The organism is Candidatus Spongiihabitans sp., from assembly GCF_965237845.1.
Taxonomy (GTDB): domain Bacteria; phylum Pseudomonadota; class Gammaproteobacteria; order Arenicellales; family Poriferihabitantaceae; genus Spongiihabitans.
On record NZ_OZ250154.1, the window covers coordinates 64,210 to 83,442 of the forward strand.

Annotated in this window: 18 protein-coding genes, 1 other RNA gene and 1 pseudogene; 6 read left to right on the forward strand and 14 right to left on the reverse strand. The window is 50.4% G+C overall.

Features of this window, described 5'->3' with window-relative positions:
• Nucleotides 1-23: 23 nt before the first annotated feature.
• From ACPXXB_RS00310 to ACPXXB_RS00340, 7 genes are all read right to left on the reverse strand, one after another.
• The gene (locus tag ACPXXB_RS00310; RefSeq protein ID WP_423908190.1) at nt 24-908 is read right to left on the reverse strand and encodes a 3-keto-5-aminohexanoate cleavage protein; all 885 of its coding nucleotides are present in this window, start codon (nt 906-908) and stop codon (nt 24-26) included.
• A 78-nt stretch (nt 909-986) separates the two neighbouring features.
• Entirely contained in the window at nt 987-1,910 is a 924-nt protein-coding gene (locus ACPXXB_RS00315; RefSeq protein ID WP_423911218.1) for a DMT family transporter, read from the reverse strand.
• Nucleotides 1,911-1,937: 27 nt separating this feature from the next.
• Nucleotides 1,938-2,750 carry a tetratricopeptide repeat protein gene (locus ACPXXB_RS00320; protein ID WP_423908192.1) on the reverse strand — a complete coding sequence of 271 codons (813 nt, stop codon included), beginning with the start codon at nt 2,748-2,750 and terminating at the stop codon, nt 1,938-1,940.
• Nucleotides 2,751-2,910: 160 nt separating this feature from the next.
• Complete coding sequence (locus ACPXXB_RS00325) at nt 2,911-3,681, reverse strand: class II aldolase/adducin family protein (protein WP_423908193.1); 771 nt, start codon at nt 3,679-3,681, stop codon at nt 2,911-2,913.
• A 93-nt stretch (nt 3,682-3,774) separates the two neighbouring features.
• On the reverse strand, nt 3,775-5,859 hold the full coding sequence (gene fusA, locus ACPXXB_RS00330; protein WP_423908195.1) for an elongation factor G: 2,085 nt from the start codon (nt 5,857-5,859) through the stop codon (nt 3,775-3,777).
• Between the two features lie 229 nt (nt 5,860-6,088).
• The gene (gene djlA, locus ACPXXB_RS00335; RefSeq protein ID WP_423908196.1) at nt 6,089-6,874 is read right to left on the reverse strand and encodes a co-chaperone DjlA; all 786 of its coding nucleotides are present in this window, start codon (nt 6,872-6,874) and stop codon (nt 6,089-6,091) included.
• Between the two features lie 48 nt (nt 6,875-6,922).
• A complete protein-coding gene (locus tag ACPXXB_RS00340) occupies nt 6,923-7,258 on the reverse strand; it encodes a BolA family protein (protein WP_423908198.1) in 336 nt (111 codons plus the stop codon).
• 143 nt (nt 7,259-7,401) lie between these two features.
• Between ACPXXB_RS00340 and ACPXXB_RS00345 the strand changes: the two genes are divergently transcribed.
• From ACPXXB_RS00345 to glpK, 3 genes are all read left to right on the forward strand, one after another.
• On the forward strand, nt 7,402-8,097 hold the full coding sequence (locus ACPXXB_RS00345) for a DUF3047 domain-containing protein (protein ID WP_423908200.1): 696 nt from the start codon (nt 7,402-7,404) through the stop codon (nt 8,095-8,097).
• A gap of 172 nt (nt 8,098-8,269) precedes the next feature.
• Entirely contained in the window at nt 8,270-9,457 is a 1,188-nt protein-coding gene (locus ACPXXB_RS00350; protein ID WP_423908202.1) for an aromatic amino acid transaminase, read from the forward strand.
• Between the two features lie 151 nt (nt 9,458-9,608).
• On the forward strand, nt 9,609-11,105 hold the full coding sequence (gene glpK, locus ACPXXB_RS00355) for a glycerol kinase GlpK (protein WP_423908204.1): 1,497 nt from the start codon (nt 9,609-9,611) through the stop codon (nt 11,103-11,105).
• 40 nt (nt 11,106-11,145) lie between these two features.
• Here the strand turns inward: glpK and ACPXXB_RS00360 are convergent, their stop codons facing one another.
• On the reverse strand, nt 11,146-11,418 hold the full coding sequence (locus ACPXXB_RS00360) for an acylphosphatase (protein WP_423908205.1): 273 nt from the start codon (nt 11,416-11,418) through the stop codon (nt 11,146-11,148).
• 197 nt (nt 11,419-11,615) lie between these two features.
• Here ACPXXB_RS00360 and ACPXXB_RS00365 point away from each other — a divergent pair, with 197 nt between their 5' ends.
• A complete protein-coding gene (locus ACPXXB_RS00365; RefSeq protein ID WP_423908207.1) occupies nt 11,616-11,927 on the forward strand; it encodes a transposase in 312 nt (103 codons plus the stop codon).
• A 166-nt stretch (nt 11,928-12,093) separates the two neighbouring features.
• Here ACPXXB_RS00365 and ACPXXB_RS00370 read toward each other — a convergent pair.
• The 3 genes and pseudogenes from ACPXXB_RS00370 to ACPXXB_RS00380 form a co-directional block, all read right to left on the reverse strand.
• Nucleotides 12,094-13,070, reverse strand: a pseudogene (locus ACPXXB_RS00370) (IS30 family transposase).
• Nucleotides 13,071-13,180: 110 nt separating this feature from the next.
• An RNA gene (gene rnpB, locus ACPXXB_RS00375) (RNase P RNA component class A) lies at nt 13,181-13,540 on the reverse strand.
• A gap of 27 nt (nt 13,541-13,567) precedes the next feature.
• Complete coding sequence (locus tag ACPXXB_RS00380; RefSeq protein ID WP_423908209.1) at nt 13,568-13,804, reverse strand: hypothetical protein; 237 nt, start codon at nt 13,802-13,804, stop codon at nt 13,568-13,570.
• Between the two features lies 1 nt (nt 13,805).
• On the opposite strand from ACPXXB_RS00380, the gene ACPXXB_RS00385 reads away from it, so the two are divergent.
• Complete coding sequence (locus ACPXXB_RS00385; RefSeq protein WP_423908211.1) at nt 13,806-14,528, forward strand: hypothetical protein; 723 nt, start codon at nt 13,806-13,808, stop codon at nt 14,526-14,528.
• On the opposite strand, the gene ACPXXB_RS00390 is transcribed toward ACPXXB_RS00385, so the two are convergent.
• Nucleotides 14,464-14,733 carry a helix-turn-helix domain-containing protein gene (locus ACPXXB_RS00390; RefSeq protein WP_423908213.1) on the reverse strand — a complete coding sequence of 90 codons (270 nt, stop codon included), beginning with the start codon at nt 14,731-14,733 and terminating at the stop codon, nt 14,464-14,466. The two genes, ACPXXB_RS00385 and ACPXXB_RS00390, sit on opposite strands and share 65 nt — an antisense overlap.
• A 72-nt stretch (nt 14,734-14,805) precedes the next feature.
• Complete coding sequence (locus ACPXXB_RS00395; protein ID WP_423908215.1) at nt 14,806-15,651, reverse strand: YihY family inner membrane protein; 846 nt, start codon at nt 15,649-15,651, stop codon at nt 14,806-14,808.
• A 70-nt stretch (nt 15,652-15,721) separates the two neighbouring features.
• Here ACPXXB_RS00395 and ACPXXB_RS00400 point away from each other — a divergent pair, with 70 nt between their 5' ends.
• Nucleotides 15,722-16,279: an HD domain-containing protein gene (locus tag ACPXXB_RS00400; protein ID WP_423908217.1), complete on the forward strand. Its 558-nt coding sequence runs from the start codon at nt 15,722-15,724 to the stop codon at nt 16,277-16,279.
• An 8-nt stretch (nt 16,280-16,287) separates the two neighbouring features.
• Here ACPXXB_RS00400 and gyrB read toward each other — a convergent pair whose 3' ends face one another.
• The gene (gene gyrB / locus ACPXXB_RS00405) at nt 16,288-18,717 is read right to left on the reverse strand and encodes a DNA topoisomerase (ATP-hydrolyzing) subunit B (RefSeq protein WP_423908218.1); all 2,430 of its coding nucleotides are present in this window, start codon (nt 18,715-18,717) and stop codon (nt 16,288-16,290) included.
• Nucleotides 18,718-19,233 lie beyond the last annotated feature (516 nt).

Here is a 19,233-nt window from a genome sequence, read left to right on the forward strand (position 1 = left end):
TAACGTCTATGTTTTCTTACGGCTTATTTTTTCTGCAAACCTATTTTTTCTCTGGCTTCATCCGCTGACAACACTTTCGCGCCCAGGCGTTCGATGATCTCTACCGCGCGTTCAACCAGCATACCGTTAGTCGCAAGCACGCCCCGATCCAGATAAATATTGTCTTCAAGGCCAACCCGACAATTGCCGCCAAGCACCACCGCCTGGGCAACCATAGGCATCTGCATCCGGGAAATTCCAAACCCGGCCCAAAGCGCGTTGTCAGGCAATGCTTGTTTCATTGCAGCCATGGTTTCGGTGTCGGCGCCAGCGCCCCAGGGAATCCCCAAACACAATTGAAACAACGGCGGCGCATCGATTAAGCCTTCTTCGATCAAAGCGCGCGCCAGCCGTATCTGCCCGAAATCAAAAACCTCAAGCTCGGGTTTGACCCCCAACTCCTGGGTGATTTTGGCCATCGCTCTTAAATAAACCGGGGTGTTTATATAAAGATCTTTTTCATTTCCAAATATCATGGTGCCGCAATCAAGGCTGCAGATATCAGGCAGACATTCAACGACATGCGCCAATCTCTCTTCGGGCCCTACCATGTCAGTGCCGGGCCCGGGCATGGATGGGTCTGCATCGCTCGGTATCCAATCACCCCCCATGCCCGCTGTAAGGTTGATGATGACATCGATGCCGCTGTCGCGCACTCGATCTACCGCTTCCTTGAACAACGCTGGGGCACGCGAGCCTTTGCCGGTTTCGGGATCACGAACATGGATATGGGCAACTGCGGCGCCGGCTTTAGCCGCCTCACTGGCCGCATTGGCGACTTGCTCCGGTGTAATCGGTATTAAATGACTTTTAGCGGTGGTGTCCCCGGCGCCAGTAACCGCACAAGTGATGATGACTTCGTTATTCATAATGCTGACCGTTTGATAGTGATTGATTGTAAATATCAGGAATTTTACCATAGGGTTGCTGAAAGCCAGCATCGCTGTTTAGTTGATTCCAGTTACGCCTTTGTTGTTCTGCTCGGATAGCCAAATTCCTCCCAGAACCAGCGCCAAGGCAATGCCGTGATAGGCTTTGAACGGCTCGCTCAATATCGAAACCGCCAGAACAGATGCGAAAATCGGAACCAGATTTACGAATATTCCAGCGCGCCCGGGCCCGATAGCGGCAACCCCCTGGATGAAAAAAATTTGCGCGAGAAATGACGGAAAGAATGTAACCAAGGCAACGATGATCCAGCCTTTTGCAGTGGGCCATTGCAAATTTCCTAGTAGCAATTCAACGACGCTTAACGGGAGGGATGTAATAAACGCCGATAGTGCAATTACCGAGAGCACGCTTAAAGGTGACATCGAGGTAAATCGCCTAAGCGCCAGCGCGTATCCTGCAGCCAGCAAACAAGCGATGATCATAAGATAATCGCCCCGGTTTAAAGTGAGCGAGGTTAGCCGCTCCAAATTGCCGGCGGAAGCCACCAAGCACACCCCGATGATGGTCAGCGCCACACCCATTATTTGTAATGAAGACACTGTCGTGCGGTAGATGATAAAGGCGCCGATCAGCACAAATACAGGAATCGCGCCTTGAATAATACCCATATTCAGCCCGGATGTTGTATGGGCCGCAATATAAAACAACGCGTTGAACGCGGTAAATCCCAGAATACCCATCAACAAAAGAGTGGCAAGATTACGACGCAGTTTACCCCAGTCGCGCACCAATAATTTGTGGGCAAATATCAATAGCAGCAATACTGCACCCAGCCAACGCAGACTCACCAATAACATAGGCGACACCTGCCCAACGGCTAACTTGGCGAAGATCGTGTTGCAACCCCAAAAAAATGCGGTGGCCGATAACAGCGCATACGCTCTTGGCGTTGCCTTAGCGGCAAGAATATTTATTTTGATTCCCTGTGAATTTCCCCATGAACTTGCTCATGAATTTTCCAGGGAGAATTGATATTTCTTTACCAACGAATGGGACTCGCCAAGCAATGCGAATATTGCCAGTGTTGCGCGTATCGCCCTGGATTTTACCCGGTGATTTTCGGATTCCTGCAATGATATCAGTGTTTGCAACGCGGCATCGAATTCATCGTTGACCAGATAACGCGCTGCAATCTTAAACTTAACCTCGGTATCGTCAGGGTTGTCAATGAGATTTTTCTCCAGCGTTTTGAGATCCGGCGCCAATTGTGCCATTCGAATCATATCCAAATGCGTATAAAGCAGTTCTATCTCCGGATCCTGCATGGCCTGTGCCGGCAGTTTATCCAAAATGGTTACCGCCTTAAGCGCTTCACCGTTTTGAACCCACCGCTTTGCTGTATCCAGTTTTGCTCGAAATTGAGCGCGTTCATTGGCGCTTATTGCTTGAAAGCGGGCAGAAATAATGGCATGACGTGGCCGCGGCAGTGCTTTTTCAATGGCCGCGCGAAAATGTTTTTCAGAATAGGCGCCGTGAACCGTATCAATAATTTTCTCCTGGAAATAAACCTGCACCGTGGGGATGCTGATGACCCCCTTGTCATTGGAAAAATTTTTGAACCGATCGGTATCAAGCAGCATCAATAAAAATTGACCGCCGTATTCATCTGCAAGCTTAACCAGTCTAGGCAATAACTTCATACAAGGGCCGGCATTTTCAGACCAATAATAAAGCAGCACCGGCCCCTTTATTGAATTTTCCAGCACCATTGAATTAAATGACTGCGGGGTAATGTCGAAAATATAATTTTGCCCGGTCATTTCAATGCGCTCACATTTTTCAAAAAGGCGCCGGAAGGTTTAAGGTATAACGCAAGAGGAGCGCTTTCAAATCGAGTGAGCCATCGTTTTGCGGGCTGCAGTCAGTGCGATATCTCCCCATCGCTTCACCCCTGTCGGGATAACCGCTTTTGAAAAACTGTCATTGCTTGTAGGCAGGATCTTGCTGATCAAGCATCCTGATGACCGCGTCCCATGAGCGCGTTACAAAATCCGCCGGAGCTGGTTGTGGCGGTGCGCCATAATCATTGAGCGCTTTGACGACGCTGGCTTCCAGCGCCCATTGTTTCGCGCCGGAAGCCATGACATCCACTTGCACCTTGCAGGCATTTTCCAGCGTGTATAGATAGTAGAAAGCTTCTGCGACCGTTCTTCCGGCGGCGAGCAGTCCGTGGTTGTTCATGATCATTAACCATTTGTCCCCCATATCTTCTCCGAGCTTTCGGCATTCTTCTGGATTGTCCGTCACCACATCATATTTGTGATAGCACACTATGCCACCGACCTCGTTAGCTTGTTGGGTCAGCGGTAATAAACCGCATTCCATGCAGGATACCGCCATTCCAGCCCGTGTATGGCTATGCAACACCGTATTCACCTCAGGGCGGGCTTTAAGGATGGCGGTGTGAATGGAGTGACCGGCCGAATTGTACGGGCAGTCTCCTTGCAGAACATTGCCGTCAAAATCAACTTTAATCAAATTACTCGCGGTGACTTCGGAGAACAACAAACCGTAAGGATTTATAATGTATTGGTCACAATGCCCCGGGATCCGCGCACTGAGATGCGTAAAAATCAGGTCGGTCCAGCCGTAATAAACAAACAACCGGTAACAGGCCGCCAGATCCTGTCTAACCCGCCATTCTTCATCGCTAAATTTATTAACGGGAAATTTTGAATTCACTATTTTCATACCGATACCCCGGCTAACTCTCTTTAATCAATTATAATTGCAAAAAGGCGCCAGCGGTATCTGAACTTATGCGGCACGGCAGATCGCCACGGATTACTTTGTGGCGTTTCTTTCCCGGGCCTCCTTAATCACTTCTTCGGCCACATTCTTCGGGCACGGCATATAGTGGGAAAATTCCATGGAAAACTGACCTCGCCCAGACGTGATGGTACGCAAATCACCGATGTAACCAAACATATCCGCCAAGGGAAGATCGCCCTTGATTCGCACCCCCGTAGGACCGGCCTCCTGAGACTTAATCATTCCACGACGGCGATTTAGATCGCCGATAACATCACCAACATGCTGTTCCGGGGTAAAAACATCCACTTTCATGATCGGTTCCAGCAATTGTGGGCCAGCTTTAACCATGGATTGGCGATATGCCGCCCTCGCCGCCAGTTCAAACGCCACCGCCGACGAATCCACGGCGTGGAACGCGCCATCCAGTAATGTTACTTTAACGTCGATACAAGGATAGCCTGCCAATACCCCCTGCTCCATGCAGCCGGCAAAACCTTTATCTATTGCCGGCCAAAATTCCCGCGGCACATTTCCGCCAGTCACTTTGGATTCAAACAGGTAGCCCGAGCCGGTTTCACCAGGTTCGATCCGGTAATCGATTCGACCAAATTGACCCGCGCCGCCGGTTTGTTTTTTGTGCGTATAAGTGTCTTCTACGCTTTCGGTAATGGTTTCACGGTAGGCGACTTGTGGCTTGCCGACTGTTACGTCAACACCGTGCGTGCGCCTGAGCAAATCGACTTTGATGTCCAAATGCAGTTCCCCCATTCCTTTGAGAATGGTTTCACCGCTATCCTGGTCGGTGGTAACGTGAAATGAGGGATCTTCCCATATCATTTTCCCGAGGGCCACGCCCAGTTTCTCCGAAGCGCTTTTGTCTTTAGGATTTACCGACATGGAAATGACCGGGTCCGGGAAAACCATTGGCTCCAGGGTTGCAGGATGGTCCGGGTCGCACAGCGTATGTCCGGTTTTGACATTTTTCATGCCCAACACGGCAACAATGTCGCCCGCTTGAGCCGAACTGCGCTCCTCACGAGAATTTGCATGCATTTCCACGATCCGTCCAATCCGCTCGGTTTTTCCCGTGGCGGTATTTAACACATTCGAGCCCTTGCTCATCCTGCCGGCATAAATACGCAGAAATGTGAGCGCCCCGAATCGGTCATCCATTATTTTGAATGCCAGGGCGCGCAATGGTTTCTGTGGATCAACGAGGGCAAATTCTCCGGTTTCATTGCCCTTTAAATCCGTTTCCGGTTGCGGCTTGACTTCCATTGGATTGGGCAGATAATCGACAACCGCATCGAGAATCAATTGAATCCCTTTGTTTTTAAATGCAGAACCACAATAAGTGGGGAAAAAATCCAGCGCAATCGTACCCTTTCGGATACCGGCTTTTACCGTATCGATATCCGGTTCCTCGCCATCGAGATATTTTTCCATAGCATCATCGTCGTACTCAAGCGCGGTTTCAACCAACGCTTGGCGATAGCTTTCCGCCTTATCGACCATATCTGCGGGCACTTCCTCGATGTGGTAGTTTTCAGGATCGCCGGAGCCATCCCAAATCCAGGCTTTGCGGGTCAATAAATCAATCACGCCAGTAAAGTCATCCTCGATACCGATTGGCAAAACCATCACCAACGGCTGCGCGCCAAGCACTTCCTTGATTTGCGCGACAACACGATAAAAATCAGCGCCAATACGATCCAGCTTGTTCACGAAAATAATTCGTGCGACTTCTGAATCATTGGCATAACGCCAGTTGGTTTCAGATTGCGGTTCAACGCCGCCGGACCCGCAAAACACCCCAATGCCGCCGTCCAGCACTTTTAATGACCGATAAACTTCGATAGTGAAATCAACGTGGCCCGGCGTATCAATAATATTTAAGCGATGGCCAGCCCAAAATGTGCTGGTCGCAGCAGACTGTATGGTGATTCCTCGCTCGCGCTCCTGCTCCATGAAATCCGTTGTGGCTTCACCATCGTGGACTTCACCTATTTTGTGAATCTTGCCGGTGAGACTCAATATTCTCTCCGTGGTGGTCGTTTTACCGGCATCCACATGAGCGAAGATTCCTATATTTCTATAATTTGATAGTTCTGTCATGGCGGTTATTGTGTTGAAGTTCCTTTAAATTTGAGTGACAAACTGCCCGTCCTGGCAGCCTTTCCAAAGCGTGCGGATAATACAACAAAAATCAGCGCCTTTGTGCAATTACTCCGAATCCATGCACGCATCCATACACGGGGACAAACTAAAAAAATAAGCAAACGATTTCCAGGTCTCGTTGAAGTTCACTGCTCAACAACGCACTTATGGAAGCCGTTATTTGCCTTTATGAATCTCCTTTATGAATCTCCTGGACTCGTTGCCATGCCATGCGAATTTCATGGGTTTTTTCGTTGGCCAGTTTCACCATCTCTTCCGGCAACCCTTTGGATACCAATTTATCAGGATGATGCTGGCTGAGTAATCGGCGATAGGCGTTTTTAATTTCGTGATAAGGCGTGTCCGCGGTGACACCGAGCGTTTTGTAGGGGTCTGAGACAAAGCCCTTATTGGAGGCTTGGGCAGCACTGCCGCCGCGCATCATTTCTATAATCATCTGCAAGTCCGAGTGCCTGAACCCGAGGGCTTGGGCAATCTCGCTTAAGATGATATTTTCCTTCGGATCTAATCGGCCATCCGCGAAAGCCACTTGCACCTGGATTTCGAGAAACATGCGCAACAAAGTTGATCGGCGATGACATTCCTGACGAAATTGCATCAAAACGCCGGCTAAATCGAATTCCGCGGCCTTGCCGCGATCGAATAATTCGATGGCCGCCTTTTTCTGAGCCTTGCCCAACTGCATGTGATTCATCAATTGGTTGGCCAGCGATATCTCATTCGCTGAAACCTTCCCATCCGCTTTGGCAATATGCCCCATGACCAAAAAGGTCGCGGTGAAAAAAGCCGCCTGAGTGCGCTCCTGATCGCCGGGGAAATAACGTTGGCGTTGATCGCTTTGACTAAGGCCCTGGTCTATTCTGTGGCCTAATGACGCCCCCAACATCGCGCCTATCGGCCCGCCAATAAGAAATCCAAATGTGCCGCCTACAACTTTTCCCCACCACGCCATTAGTTTATTTCGCTTTAATAATCAAGAGTTAATCATTCAAAAACTTTTTTAACTTTTCGAACCGCCGAGGCAAGGCGGGGAGTCCGGGGTTTGTCCACCGTTCTCGAACCACTCGTCCGGGGTCAGGGTATGCAATGCAAGCGCATGGATTGTTCCTGCCAATTCCTCGGCAAGCACTTGATTAACCATGCGATGGCGGGCGACCAGCGTTTTGCCCGCAAATTGTTCGGAGACGAGGGTGATATTAAAATGGGATTCGGTGCCCTCCGGAACGCTGTGCATAAAACTTTCATTCACCACCTCCAGGTGAGTCGGCGCAAACCGGCGCATTTTTGCCTGAATGACTGACTTAACGGTTGTGCCTGAGTTCATGATGGGGTTCATTAGTATTTTACAGCGGTCTGTTCAATTGTATTGGTTTGGCATTTAATTTTCACTCCTGCCAGCGTCGCATTGTCGCTGTCAACTGTGTCGCTTGACTGACAGGAGTCTACCAGATAGCATGTATTTATGTTTTGTCCGTCCAAATGAATAGACTATCGTCGATTCTCGGAAGCTTGGTGCTGGGCATGTTGTTTGGCTGCACCGCGGAGAAGCCGGAACCGTTGGTTGGCAGCGGTGAAGATACGCTGATGGTGATGGATTTCTCCGTCGCCAAGCCGTTGCACCCGCTACCCAATGGTTGGGTAAAAAACGAATTTTTTACGCGAGCGCCGATGAAGTATTCGTTTGGCGTCTATCAAGGTGTCCCGGCGATGCGTTTCGAGACCGACGACAGCGCATCGATGTTGGGTCGGGACCTGGATATCGATTTGGCTCAGTACCCGATCCTGACCTGGAAATGGTTGGTCGAGGTGCCCATCACCAGCACGGTCAGCGAAAAATTGCACGAGGGCGACGATCATCCGGCGCGGCTGTTTGTGACGCTCGAAACCGCCAAGGGAGAGCGTCGAGCCTTTGAAATCATCTGGGGCAACAAGGAATTTCGTGCCGGCCAATACAAAATCATCGGTGATTTTCATCATTACACCGCCAATGGCGGAGACCCGCAATTGATTGGTCGCTGGTTCGAGGAAAGGCTGGATCTGCGGGAGGTCTATAGCAAAATCTGGAAAGATGGTGAGCAGCCTCGTCTGACACATATCGCGGTATTTTGCGATTCAGACGAAACGGATACGCGGTCTGTCGCATGGTTTTCACATATCGCCTTGCGTACAAGATAGTCGCAGCCCGGCCTCAATATCCGCACCCGGTTCTCTCATAACATCAATCTCAACGCATCGACGCGATGATGTTACGAACATCGTACCAACCCGTTACATTTTGTGCGGTTGACAAATAATCGTGGATTGCTTACAACAATTTACGAATAAGAAAAATTGGATAACAAAGCCCATGTTTGAAAAATTTGAAGCCACCCCTCAAGACCCGATCATCAAACTAATCAGCATGTATCGAGACGACCCCAGACCTGAAAAAATAGATGTCGGAGTCGGCGTTTTCAGGGATTCCAACGGTCAAACCCCGGTCATGGAAGCGGTCACAATAGCCGAGCAAAGACTGCATGAAACACAAACCACGAAAGCTTATGTCGGTCTCGCCGGTGATGAGGTGTTCAATGACCAGATCGCGGATCTGGTTTTCGGGCAATCCTGCGCACCGGATCGGGTGCGGGCGGTTCAGACCCCGGGCGGATGTGGCGCGCTTAGAATGTTGTCCGACATGTTATTTCGAATAGCGAGCGATAAAACTGTTTGGCTAAGTGATCCGACCTGGGGCAACCACTATCCTATATTTCGCCAGAGCGGATTTAACGTGCAAGCCTACCCATACCTTAATCGAGAAACTAAAACCGTTAATCTTGATGCATTGATGGGCAAGTTATCCACTCTTGGTCAAAACGACATCGTGGTATTGCACGGTTGTTGTCATAACCCTTCAGGTGCGGAACTTGGGCCGCAGGATTGGGATGAACTTGCCCAACTCAGCGCAAAAAATGGATTTTTTCCTTATGTGGATTTCGCCTACCAGGGATTTGGGAATTCCCTGGAAGATGACGCTTATGGCATAAGCGCCTTGGCTTCAACTGTTGAGTCTATGGTTGTCGCCAGTTCCTGCTCTAAAAACTTCGGGCTTTATCGAGACCGGGTCGGTTGTGCGCTATTGCTTGGCAGCACCCCTGAAGCATCAGACCTCGCCCGCGGCCACATACTCAGTGCTGCACGCAGCTCATATTCCATGCCCCCCGATCACGGCGCTGCCATTGTCGCCCAAATCATGGCCGATACCGCGTTGCGTCAATCCTGGGAAGACGAACTCACGGGTATGCGCGAGCGTATGCTGTCGAGCAGGAAAAAATTAAGCGGCTTGTTGAGAGAAAAATCCAGTTCGGATCGATGGGATTTTATCGCCGACCATCGTGGCATGTTTTCACTGCTGGTCCTGGACGACAAACAAGTTGACAGACTTCGGAACGATTATGCGGTTTACGCGGTAGCGGGCGGACGAATCAACATCGCCGGAATAAAAGATAACAACCAGTTAGAACAATTTGCTGATGCCCTGGTGGCGGTAACCACTTAGCGCCCCATCAATCGGGAATTGATGGATAAAGTGATTTTAACTTGTCCGTTATCAGGATGATTGCCAGAATGATTTTTTGAGTCGGGAGGTGTTCATCACGTTCATTCTCTAATCAAATGCACCCGCGTATGCCAATCCCTCAAATCCGACCATGCCATATTCACCGTTAATTCTCAGTATAGACCAAGGCACCAGCAGCTCCCGCGCAATGGTGTTTAACCCAAAAAATGAAGTTGTCTCGTTCACCCAGCAAGCGTTTAAGCAATATTATCCTGACGATGGGTGGGTTGAGCATGATCCGGAAGAAATCTGGCGCACTACTCTCGAGGCCTGTAAGCAGGCCATAGCAAGCGCGTCCACACAGGGAAACATCGCAGGGGTTGGTATAACAAACCAACGAGAAACCACCCTCATCTGGGATCGACAAAGCGGGAAACCGATATACAACGCCATAGTCTGGCAAGATCGAAGGACCGCGGCGGCGTGTGAAAAGCTAAAGCTGTCGGGCATTGAAAGCGAGGTGACTGCCAAAACCGGGTTGTTGCTCGATCCTTATTTCTCGGCGACTAAAATCAGTTGGATTTTGGATAACGTCGCCGGCGCCCGGCAAAAAGCGGAGACTGGGCAGCTTGCTTTTGGGACCGTGGATACCTATCTAATCTGGCGACTGACCAACGGCAAACGCCATTTTACCGATGCCACCAACGCCAGCCGAACATTATTGTTCAATATCCATTCTGGAAATTGGGATGCCGGCTTACTCAAGTTATTCAATGTGCCTGAGGCATTGCTGCCCGAAGTCAAAAACTGTTCAGACGATTTCGGAACGACACATAAGACCGTGCTCGGTGCCGAATTAGCCATAGCGGGCGTGGCCGGCGATCAGCAAGCCGCGTTAATTGGCCAAGCCTGTTTCAAGCCTGGAATGCTGAAAAGCACCTATGGAACCGGTTGCTTTATGATTATGAACACCGGCCGCCAACCGATCCGCTCAAGCAACAAACTGCTCACCACCATTGGATATCGTTTAAACGATCAGACAACATATGCCCTTGAAGGCGCCATATTCAATGCCGGGACAGCCATTCAGTGGTTGCGAGATGGTATCGGCCTAATCGAAGGCGCCAATGAAATCGACCGGCATTTGAAACATTCCGAAACCAACCGTGGCCGTCATATCGGCGTTTACATGGTGCCTGCATTCACCGGTTTAGGCGCGCCCCATTGGGATACCGATGCGCGCGGGATCATTAGCGGATTAACCAGAGACACCAGCGCCTCAGATCTTGTGCGCGCCGCCATCGAATCGGTGTGTTATCAAACCCATGACCTGATCGCTGCCATGTTGGAAGATAGCGGCTTAAGCCTCGCCGAAATCCGCGTGGATGGCGGCATGACGGCGAATAACTGGTTGCTGCAATTTTTGTCCGACATCACCCAATCCCGTATCTGCAAACCGACGATTACGGAAACCACCGCTCTGGGAGCGTCTTATTTAGCGGGACTACAAATTGGTTTATTCGAATCCATAGAGGATATCGCCAAAAAATGGCAACAGGAACAGAGCTTTGAGCACAGCATGGATACGAAAACCAGAGAACAGTGTCTCGACGGATGGCGCAAAGCGGTGCAGCGTTGTTTGCTTTAGAGTCAATTGGAACCACAAATGAGTGGGCCGAACGCAATTATTATTGAGTTATCTGGAAGCTGTTTATCAGTTCTCGCCGAATAACGCTACTGTCCACATTTGTAACAATGGCATATTTTGGTCCGATCCATAACCATTTCCCGAACCCATCGAGATTGCCGTCGTCGCCTTGGGCAACCCCTTCAATATCACCGTCCGCACGATTTCTGACCCATCCGGTTATGCCAAGGGCCCGTGCTTTATTCTGAATGGAGCAACGAAATCCGACCGCCTGCACACAACCGCTTACAGTAAACTGAATGGTTTTTAACATTGGGTTACATTTAACAACCGAATTTAACAATCGGCTTAGGTAAAAATGCGGGGGGTGTTGTGTGACCACAACAGGCATCTCGTCCCAGGTTTGGTCCATGAATGCGTGGAGTTTCATTCAAACTTTAATTTCAACGGATTTTTGTTGAATAATGCCAATCTAGCAGGTTGTATAGAGGTGGATGAGTCGTATTTTGGATGCCAGCCTGTTCGTGGCAAACGCAGACCAGCCGCTGGCAGCAAAACCATCGTGTTTGGTGTGTTCAAACGCAATGGCCGGAGCGACACGAAATTGTGCCGAAGGCACGAAAGTCCACGCTCCAAGCGATTATCCGCGGCAAGGTTGATCTGGATAGCGCGCTTCATGCCGATGGCCGGCGCGGTTATCCTGGCCTGGTTGATGTCGGCTATGCGAAGCGTTTTCGGGTTGAACATGGGCGCAATGAATTTGTCAATGAGCCGACTCATAGTAACGGCATCGCGTCCTTTTGGGCTTACGCCAAATGGTGATTACGCAAGTCAAAAGGGATTCACCAACCTATGTTTTATTGCTCTCTCAAAGAAACTGGATTTCGTTTTAATCACCGCTGTAATCGTCTCTATCATGTCATACTCAAACCGCTCATGAACAGCCAATTTAACGTCTTAATTTCTTATGACCGGTGGTCTCTAGTTTCTATTGCAACAGTTCATTAAAAACCTCAAAAGGCGTTTTCCAGTCTAACACGTTACGCGGTCGTCCATTTAATCGATCTTGAGCCTTGCGCACTGCATAAGCGCTGACTTGATTAAAGTCCGTGCCTTTCGGAAAACACTGCCTGATCAAGCCGTTGGCATTCTCATTGGCGCCGCGTTCCCATGGGCTGCGCGGATGGGCAAAATAGACCTGCATGTTGGTCTCTTTGGTGAACAAGCGATGCGCCGCCATCTCTTTGCCCTGATCGTAGGTCAGGGTCAGTTTCATCTGTTTCGGTATCGTTCGCAGTTTGCGCGCAAACGCCTTGCGCACCGTTTCGGCGTCCTGTCCCTTCAAGCGCGCCAGCAACACCGTCCGGGTGGTGCGCTCAACCAGCGTGCCAAGCGCGGATTGATTGTGAGCGCCCTGGATTAAGTCGCCTTCCCAATGCCCGGGCACAGTGCGTTCAGCCACTTGCGCCGGCCGCTCCTCAATACTGATCATCTCTGGAATCCGACCCCGCCGGTCAAGGCCCCGGCTGCGGGGCCGCCGCGCCTTTCGATGCTGCCGCAAACAACGCAACAGGGATTGACGCAGACCCCCCGAGGCAACGCATACAAATACGTGTAGATGGTTTCGGCGCACACGCGCATGCGTTCATCCCCAGGATAATCCAGCTTGAGCTTGGCGCTGATTTGCGCCGGCGACCACTGCTTGCGAAGTCCGTTGATGACGACCCAACGCAAACCCTTGTCTTTGGACAACTTGCCCGAACGACGATAACATCGCCGCCGAGCCTTGTTGTCCGCGGTGACCGCCAAGTAATAAAATCCGCTCTTGCTGCGGTTGAGTTCACGACTGATGGTTGATGGACTGCGATAAAGTTGCCGGGCAATTTCACGGACGCCCGCGCCACAATGATACAATGCGCCGATGGCTTCTCGCTCCACCAAGCTTAGACGATGATAAACCTTCATTCTTCAACGCCTCGCTTGATATTGTTGTATTCATACTATAGGTGTTGCGTTAGAATTTAGAGACCACCACCCTAAAAAACAAGGATGCCGACAACGTTAACATAACGGTAAGCGGGAGTCGGCCGATAAGCCGGGTTCTGTCGAGAACAGTTATTCATCTGGGACATTCGTCGCCGAATGCCTCTAGCAACCTACCCGGATCTGGCGTGGGCTACGCCAACGGATCTCTATTCGGTCTTGCTCCAGGTGGGGTTTACCCAGCCACTATTGTTACCAATAGCGCGGTGCGCTCTTACCGCACCATTTCACCCTTACCGAACCACTCAACTGAATGAGGGTCAGGCGGTATGTTTTCTGTGGCACTTGCCGTCGGTTCGCACCGCCCAGGAATTATCTGGCACCTTAGCCCAATGGAGCCCGGACTTTCCTCCCCGCCCCGATAAGGACGAAGCAACTGTCTGGCCGACTCCCGCGCTGATAGTAATGGATTGATACGCCTAAAACAATGTTTTGTATAAGTCCACCACCTTTGGCGCTCTGGTTGATTGTGGATGAGGAAGTTGCAGGAGATTGCAAGCCGAGAGGCTATGATGGAGCAGGACGGTGTTGCAGTCGACCATCCAGTCGGCCAGTTTGCGGTTAAAGCCGGGCAGGTCATGGAATAGTTGATCCTCGTGATAATCGACGAACTGCTCTTGGATGGGGCGGTTGAAGCACTCGGCGCAGACGTTCATTTTGTTCGTATCATCCCTGATGCGAATCCGCTTCGCGGACTACGCGCCATTTCGCTCCCGTCGAAATGGTGGGCGATTTGGGATAAGTCCGCCAGTGGGTCATGCCGTGCAGGTCAAGGCGTTGCTGGCAGCGTCCCCTGAACTCCGAGCCGTTGTCTTCGATTCTGAAGTGCGGCGGTTATGGCAGCCGTTGACACAGCGCGTCAAGGGCGATGGCAGCCTGCTGGTTGGACTGGGCGGCTTTGATGTCGATGGCAAAGCGGGAGTGAGGGTCGATGAAGGTGAACAGGCAGCGGCGCAGCCCATCGCGCAGGCCATCGCGCAGGCGCACCACGGTATCGCAGGCGAACACTTCAAGCAGCTGATGCTTGAAGCCTTTGGGCTTGCGGGTTTTGCGTTTGCGGTTGAGCGGTCTGTGGCGGCCGCGGGCATCCAGTCGAGTGGGGGCATGGCGCATTTTGTTTGGGTCGCGGGCGATGATGCGGTCGATGGCGGAGACGCTGGGCTGTGCGATGTCTTGCTGCCTACACCAGGGTCGCAGCAAGACCCGCAGTTTGTCTTTACCGAGGTTGGGGAATTGCTCTCGCAGTTGGCGGATTTGCCGCACCAGCATCGGTGGTGTGGCTGTCGCCGGGGCCTGGAGGTGCAGGATTTGGCAGTCAGGGCTGCCGGGTCGCCGCCGGCTTGGCGCACTGTTTCCAGCGATAAAGCGTTCTGCGACTGACATTGAAGGCATCACTGGTCGCTGCTGCGCCATGATCCGCGAAGAAACCGAGGATTTTGAGGCGTTCTTGAGCATGTTTGGAAGTCATCTCCCAAGGCCGCCCTAAACAAGCTATGCGGCAAAGTCTTTGTTCGGTATCCGATATGCTGATGTTGCATGGCTCTCCTTCTGCATCGGAGCGCCAAAGATATCTGAGTTTATACATGTTTGTCCCGACTCAATACCTATGAGACAAAATCAAACGGTTTGAGTGAGTTAGCGGCGGTAAGCGTGCCGTCTATGAACCGAATGGATCCGGACTGCGTTTTTCCCGGAGTATGGCGGCAACCAAGGCGCCCACTAAGAGCACTAACCAACACAGGTAGATCCATAGAAAAAAGATAGGAATGGTTGCCAAAGCACCATAAACACGCTGGTATGAGTTGAAGTTCAGGAGGTAAATTCCAAACCCCAGCTTCAAGGCTTCAAATAAAACCGTGGCGACAATACCGCCCATAAAAGAGTCGCGCACCCGGATTTCCAGGTTGGGTATGGCTTGGTAAAACAACATAAATGCACACAGTTCGAATAGTATGGGCAAATACTTCAACAGCAGTTGGGTAAAACCGACGACCACGGGCTGCTCTGAAAATACCGACATTGAAAGCAGTGCCGAGCTCATAGAAAGGCTAATCGCAAGCAACAAAGGGCCGAGCGTTAATACTGACCAATAAACCATTAAGCGCAGGAACCAGTCGCGTCCTTTTCGGATTTTCCAGATCTCATTAAAGGCATCCTCAATGGTTGCTAACAGCAACAAACTGCTCAGGAGCAAAAACACCAGCCCGACCGCGGTTAGTTTGGCGGCCTTATCCGAGAATTCCAGTATGTAGCCCTTGACTGTTTCACTTGCTGCGGGCACAAAATTTTCGAATAAAAACGCCTCAATATCACTCGACCATTCTCCAAATACCGGAAACAGGGAGAGCATGGAAAAAATGACCGTAACCAGCGGCACCAGCGCCAATAGCGTTGTGAAAGACAGCGATGCCGCGGTACTAAAACAGCAATCCTGATTGAATCGACGACATGCCTCGCTTGAGAATGATTTTAGCTGGTTGAGCAGTTGCTCCAATTTCCACATTTTATCGCTTGCCTCGCCCGGCGAAAGGGAATTATCATTGGAAATTATAACATTTCAAATATTCAGCATTATGAAAACAGTCGCATTTGCACATATGGCGGATGGAACGGCACAGGAATATGCCTTCCTGGCTGAACAGGAAAAACTTTTTGTTAACGGCCTGCCTGAGCGTTTGATAAGCGCGCTTGAAGCGTTGGAACATTCATTTTCTGGCTACCGGGTCAGCCGTTTGGAACATTCATTGCAATCCGCCACTCATGCCTATCAGGCCGGAGAATCGGAACAAATGGTGGTCGCGGCCTTGCTGCATGATATCGGCGACACCTTTGCGCCTGTTTGCCATAGCGAAATGGCCGCAGCCATTTTACGGCCGTATGTTTCCGACCGGATATATTGGATTGTTGGACACCACGGGCTGTTTCAACTGTATTACTACGCCCACTATTTCGATCGGGATCGTCATGCCCGAGACCGATACAAGGATCACCGTTGGTACCAGGACACGATAGATTTTTGTGAAAACTATGATCAGAACTGTTTTGACCCGGATTTCAAATCAAAGCCGATGACCTTCTTTAAACCGATGGTCGAGCGCGTTTTCACCGAACCGCTGCGTCATTTTGTCTAATCCGGATATTAAACATCGAGATTTGAAACCGCAAACGCATTCTCTTCTATAAACTCCCGGCGCGGTTCCACCTGGTCGCCCATTAGCGTGGTAAAGGTCTCGTCTGCGCCAATGCCGTCTTCTATGGTGACCTGTAGCAACCTTCTGACCGTCGGATCCATTGTCGTCTCCCAAAGCTGTTCCGGGTTCATTTCCCCGAGCCCTTTATATCGCTGGATGGTAAACCCTTGCCTGGCTTTGGACATAATCCAATCCACCGCTTCGGCAAAGGTTGCCACCTCGGTATTTGTGTCGCCCCAAAGCACGATGATTTTTCTCCCCTGGCCCTTCCTGGGGCCATCCCCCGGGACCTCTATTTCCTTTAGTTTTGCGGCGTAGGCGATCAGGCTTCGATACTCGGCGCTTCGAAAAAAGCTATCGTTTAAAATATATTCTTCGCTTAACCCGTATTGATAACGCCGAACCGTGAGCGCCGCCGTTTTTATATCTGCCGTGACCTTATAAACGACAATATCCGTGGACATCTCATTTAAAGCCTGCGCCAATACCTCGGCAATTCTGTTCGCGCTTTGTGTATTGCACAAGTCTTCTTCCAATACCGGCTCTATGGCAAGCAGCGTATTGAGCACTTCCTGATTGAATCTTTTCGATAGGCGTTGGGTGGTTTGGTTGGTCAAATTGTGATCCATAACCAAAGATTTCAATTCCGCATCTTTTAGAATTTTGTTGTTTTCCAGTTTGATTTGCGCTTTTTCCATGGCAATCCCCAGCAAAAAATTCGCCATTGCCGCATCATCCTTGATATAGGTTTCTTTCTTTTTCATCGCCACTTTGTACAGAGGCGGTTGAGCGATATAAATATGCCCGCGCTCGATCAATTCGCGCATTTGCCGAAAGAAGAAGGTCAGCAACAGCGTCCGAATGTGTGAACCATCGACATCGGCATCGGTCATGACGATGATCCTGTGGTAGCGCAATTTGCTGACTTCAAAATCATCTTTGCCAATGCCGGTGCCAAGCGCGGTAATCAATGTGGTCACTTCCTCTGAGGAGACCATTTTGTCAAACCGCGCTTTTTCCACGTTCAGAATTTTGCCTTTAAGTGGAAGGATTGCTTGGAACTTCCGGTCCCTGGCCTGCTTTGCGCTGCCCCCGGCGGAATCCCCTTCCACTAAATAAATTTCACATAATGCCGGGTCCTTTTCCTGACAATCCGCCAATTTACCCGGCAAACCACCGAAATCCAGCGCATTTTTGCGGCGGGTGATATCCCGCGCTTTTCTCGCGGCCTCCCGCGCCCGAGCGGAATCAACGATTCGATTAGCAATTGTTTTTGCTTCCGCCGGGTTTTCCATCAGAAAGTTGCCGAGTGCTTCATTGACCGCTGATTCGACCGCCCCTTTCACTTCTGATGAAACCAGTTTCTCTTTTGTTTGCGATGAAAATTTTGGATCCACCACCTTAATGGACAAAATTGCGGTTAATCCCTCCCGGCAATCATCGCCGCTTAAATTAACTTTTTCCTTTTTCGCCAGGCCGAGCCCGTTCACATAACCATTCAACGTTCGTGTCATCGCGCCGCGCAATCCGGCTAAATGCGTGCCGCCATCCCGCTGTGGTATATTATTGGTATAACAATAGGTGTTTTCTTGGTACGAATCATTCCACTGCATCGCTAATTCTATTTGCACCCCTGCTTTTTCGGTTGAGGTTGTGAACACGGTGGCATGAAGGGGGGTTTTCTTTAAGTTCAAATGGCTTACAAAAGCAGCGATTCCGCCTTTGTATTCAAATATATCGCCGGCTTCAGTGCGTTCATCATAGAGCTTGATTCGTATTCCAGAGTTTAAAAACGAAAGCTCCCGAAGTCGCTTGGACAGAATCTCATAGTGGTAGCGCACGTGGCTGAATGTTTTGGGACTTGCCCTGAACGTAATGATGGTGCCTGAGCGCGCTGTTTTGCCAACGATTTTAAGGGGTGCCAGAGCCTTGCCATGGGCGTATTCCTGAACATGGATTTTTCCATCGCGATGGATTTCCATGATGAGTTTTTCCGAAAGCGCGTTGACGACAGACACCCCAACGCCATGAAGCCCGCCAGACACCTTATAGGAATCTTGATCAAATTTACCGCCAGCATGAAGCACCGTCATGATAACTTCAGCCGCGCTCTTGCCACCCTCGTCCGCTAAAATCCCGGTCGGAATCCCGCGGCCGTCGTCACTGACTGTAATCGACTCATCGCTGTGGATGGTAACCTTGATTTTGTTGCAATACCCGGCCAGCGCCTCGTCGACAGCGTTGTCCACAACCTCAAAGACCATGTGGTGAAGGCCAGTGCCATCATCGGTATCGCCGATGAACATGCCTGGCCGTTTCCGCACTGCATCCAACCCTTTTAGAACTTTTATGTTACTCGAATCGTATTCATTCGTCATTGCACTTATTGCCTGAAACAAGATTGGCCATTGTAACCTATTTTGGGTTGAAAGGGGTTGCTTGTTGACGATTGTCTTATCTATTTTTTCTTTATTTATCAAAGAGTTGTGGGTTATAAAATCAGCCTGCACACCGGCGCCATCTTGCTGTTGCCAGCCGTATTAAAACAGCACTGCTGACCGCGCTGTGCGCCTTCTGATTTTCTTGCAAACAAGTGGTGTGCGCGTTGCGGCTTGGGATTTTAGTGGCCGTAAAAAACGCCGCAACGCTCGAAAATCGCCAGAGACGAATGGCTGCGGTGTGTTCAGTGCCGATTTCTTGTCTCTGCGTGACTATTGGCATTTTTATTGGTTTGGTCGGCTGAGACTCTTGAACCGGCACTCCGGTTCGAGCGCTCACGTTGTTTCACGTGAAACGTCGACCGCGGCTATTGTTTTAGTTTTGGCGGTCTGTTCGCGTTGCTATGCGATTGTTTCACGTGAAACAATTTAGAAGTGCTGATTAACGCTGTGTGG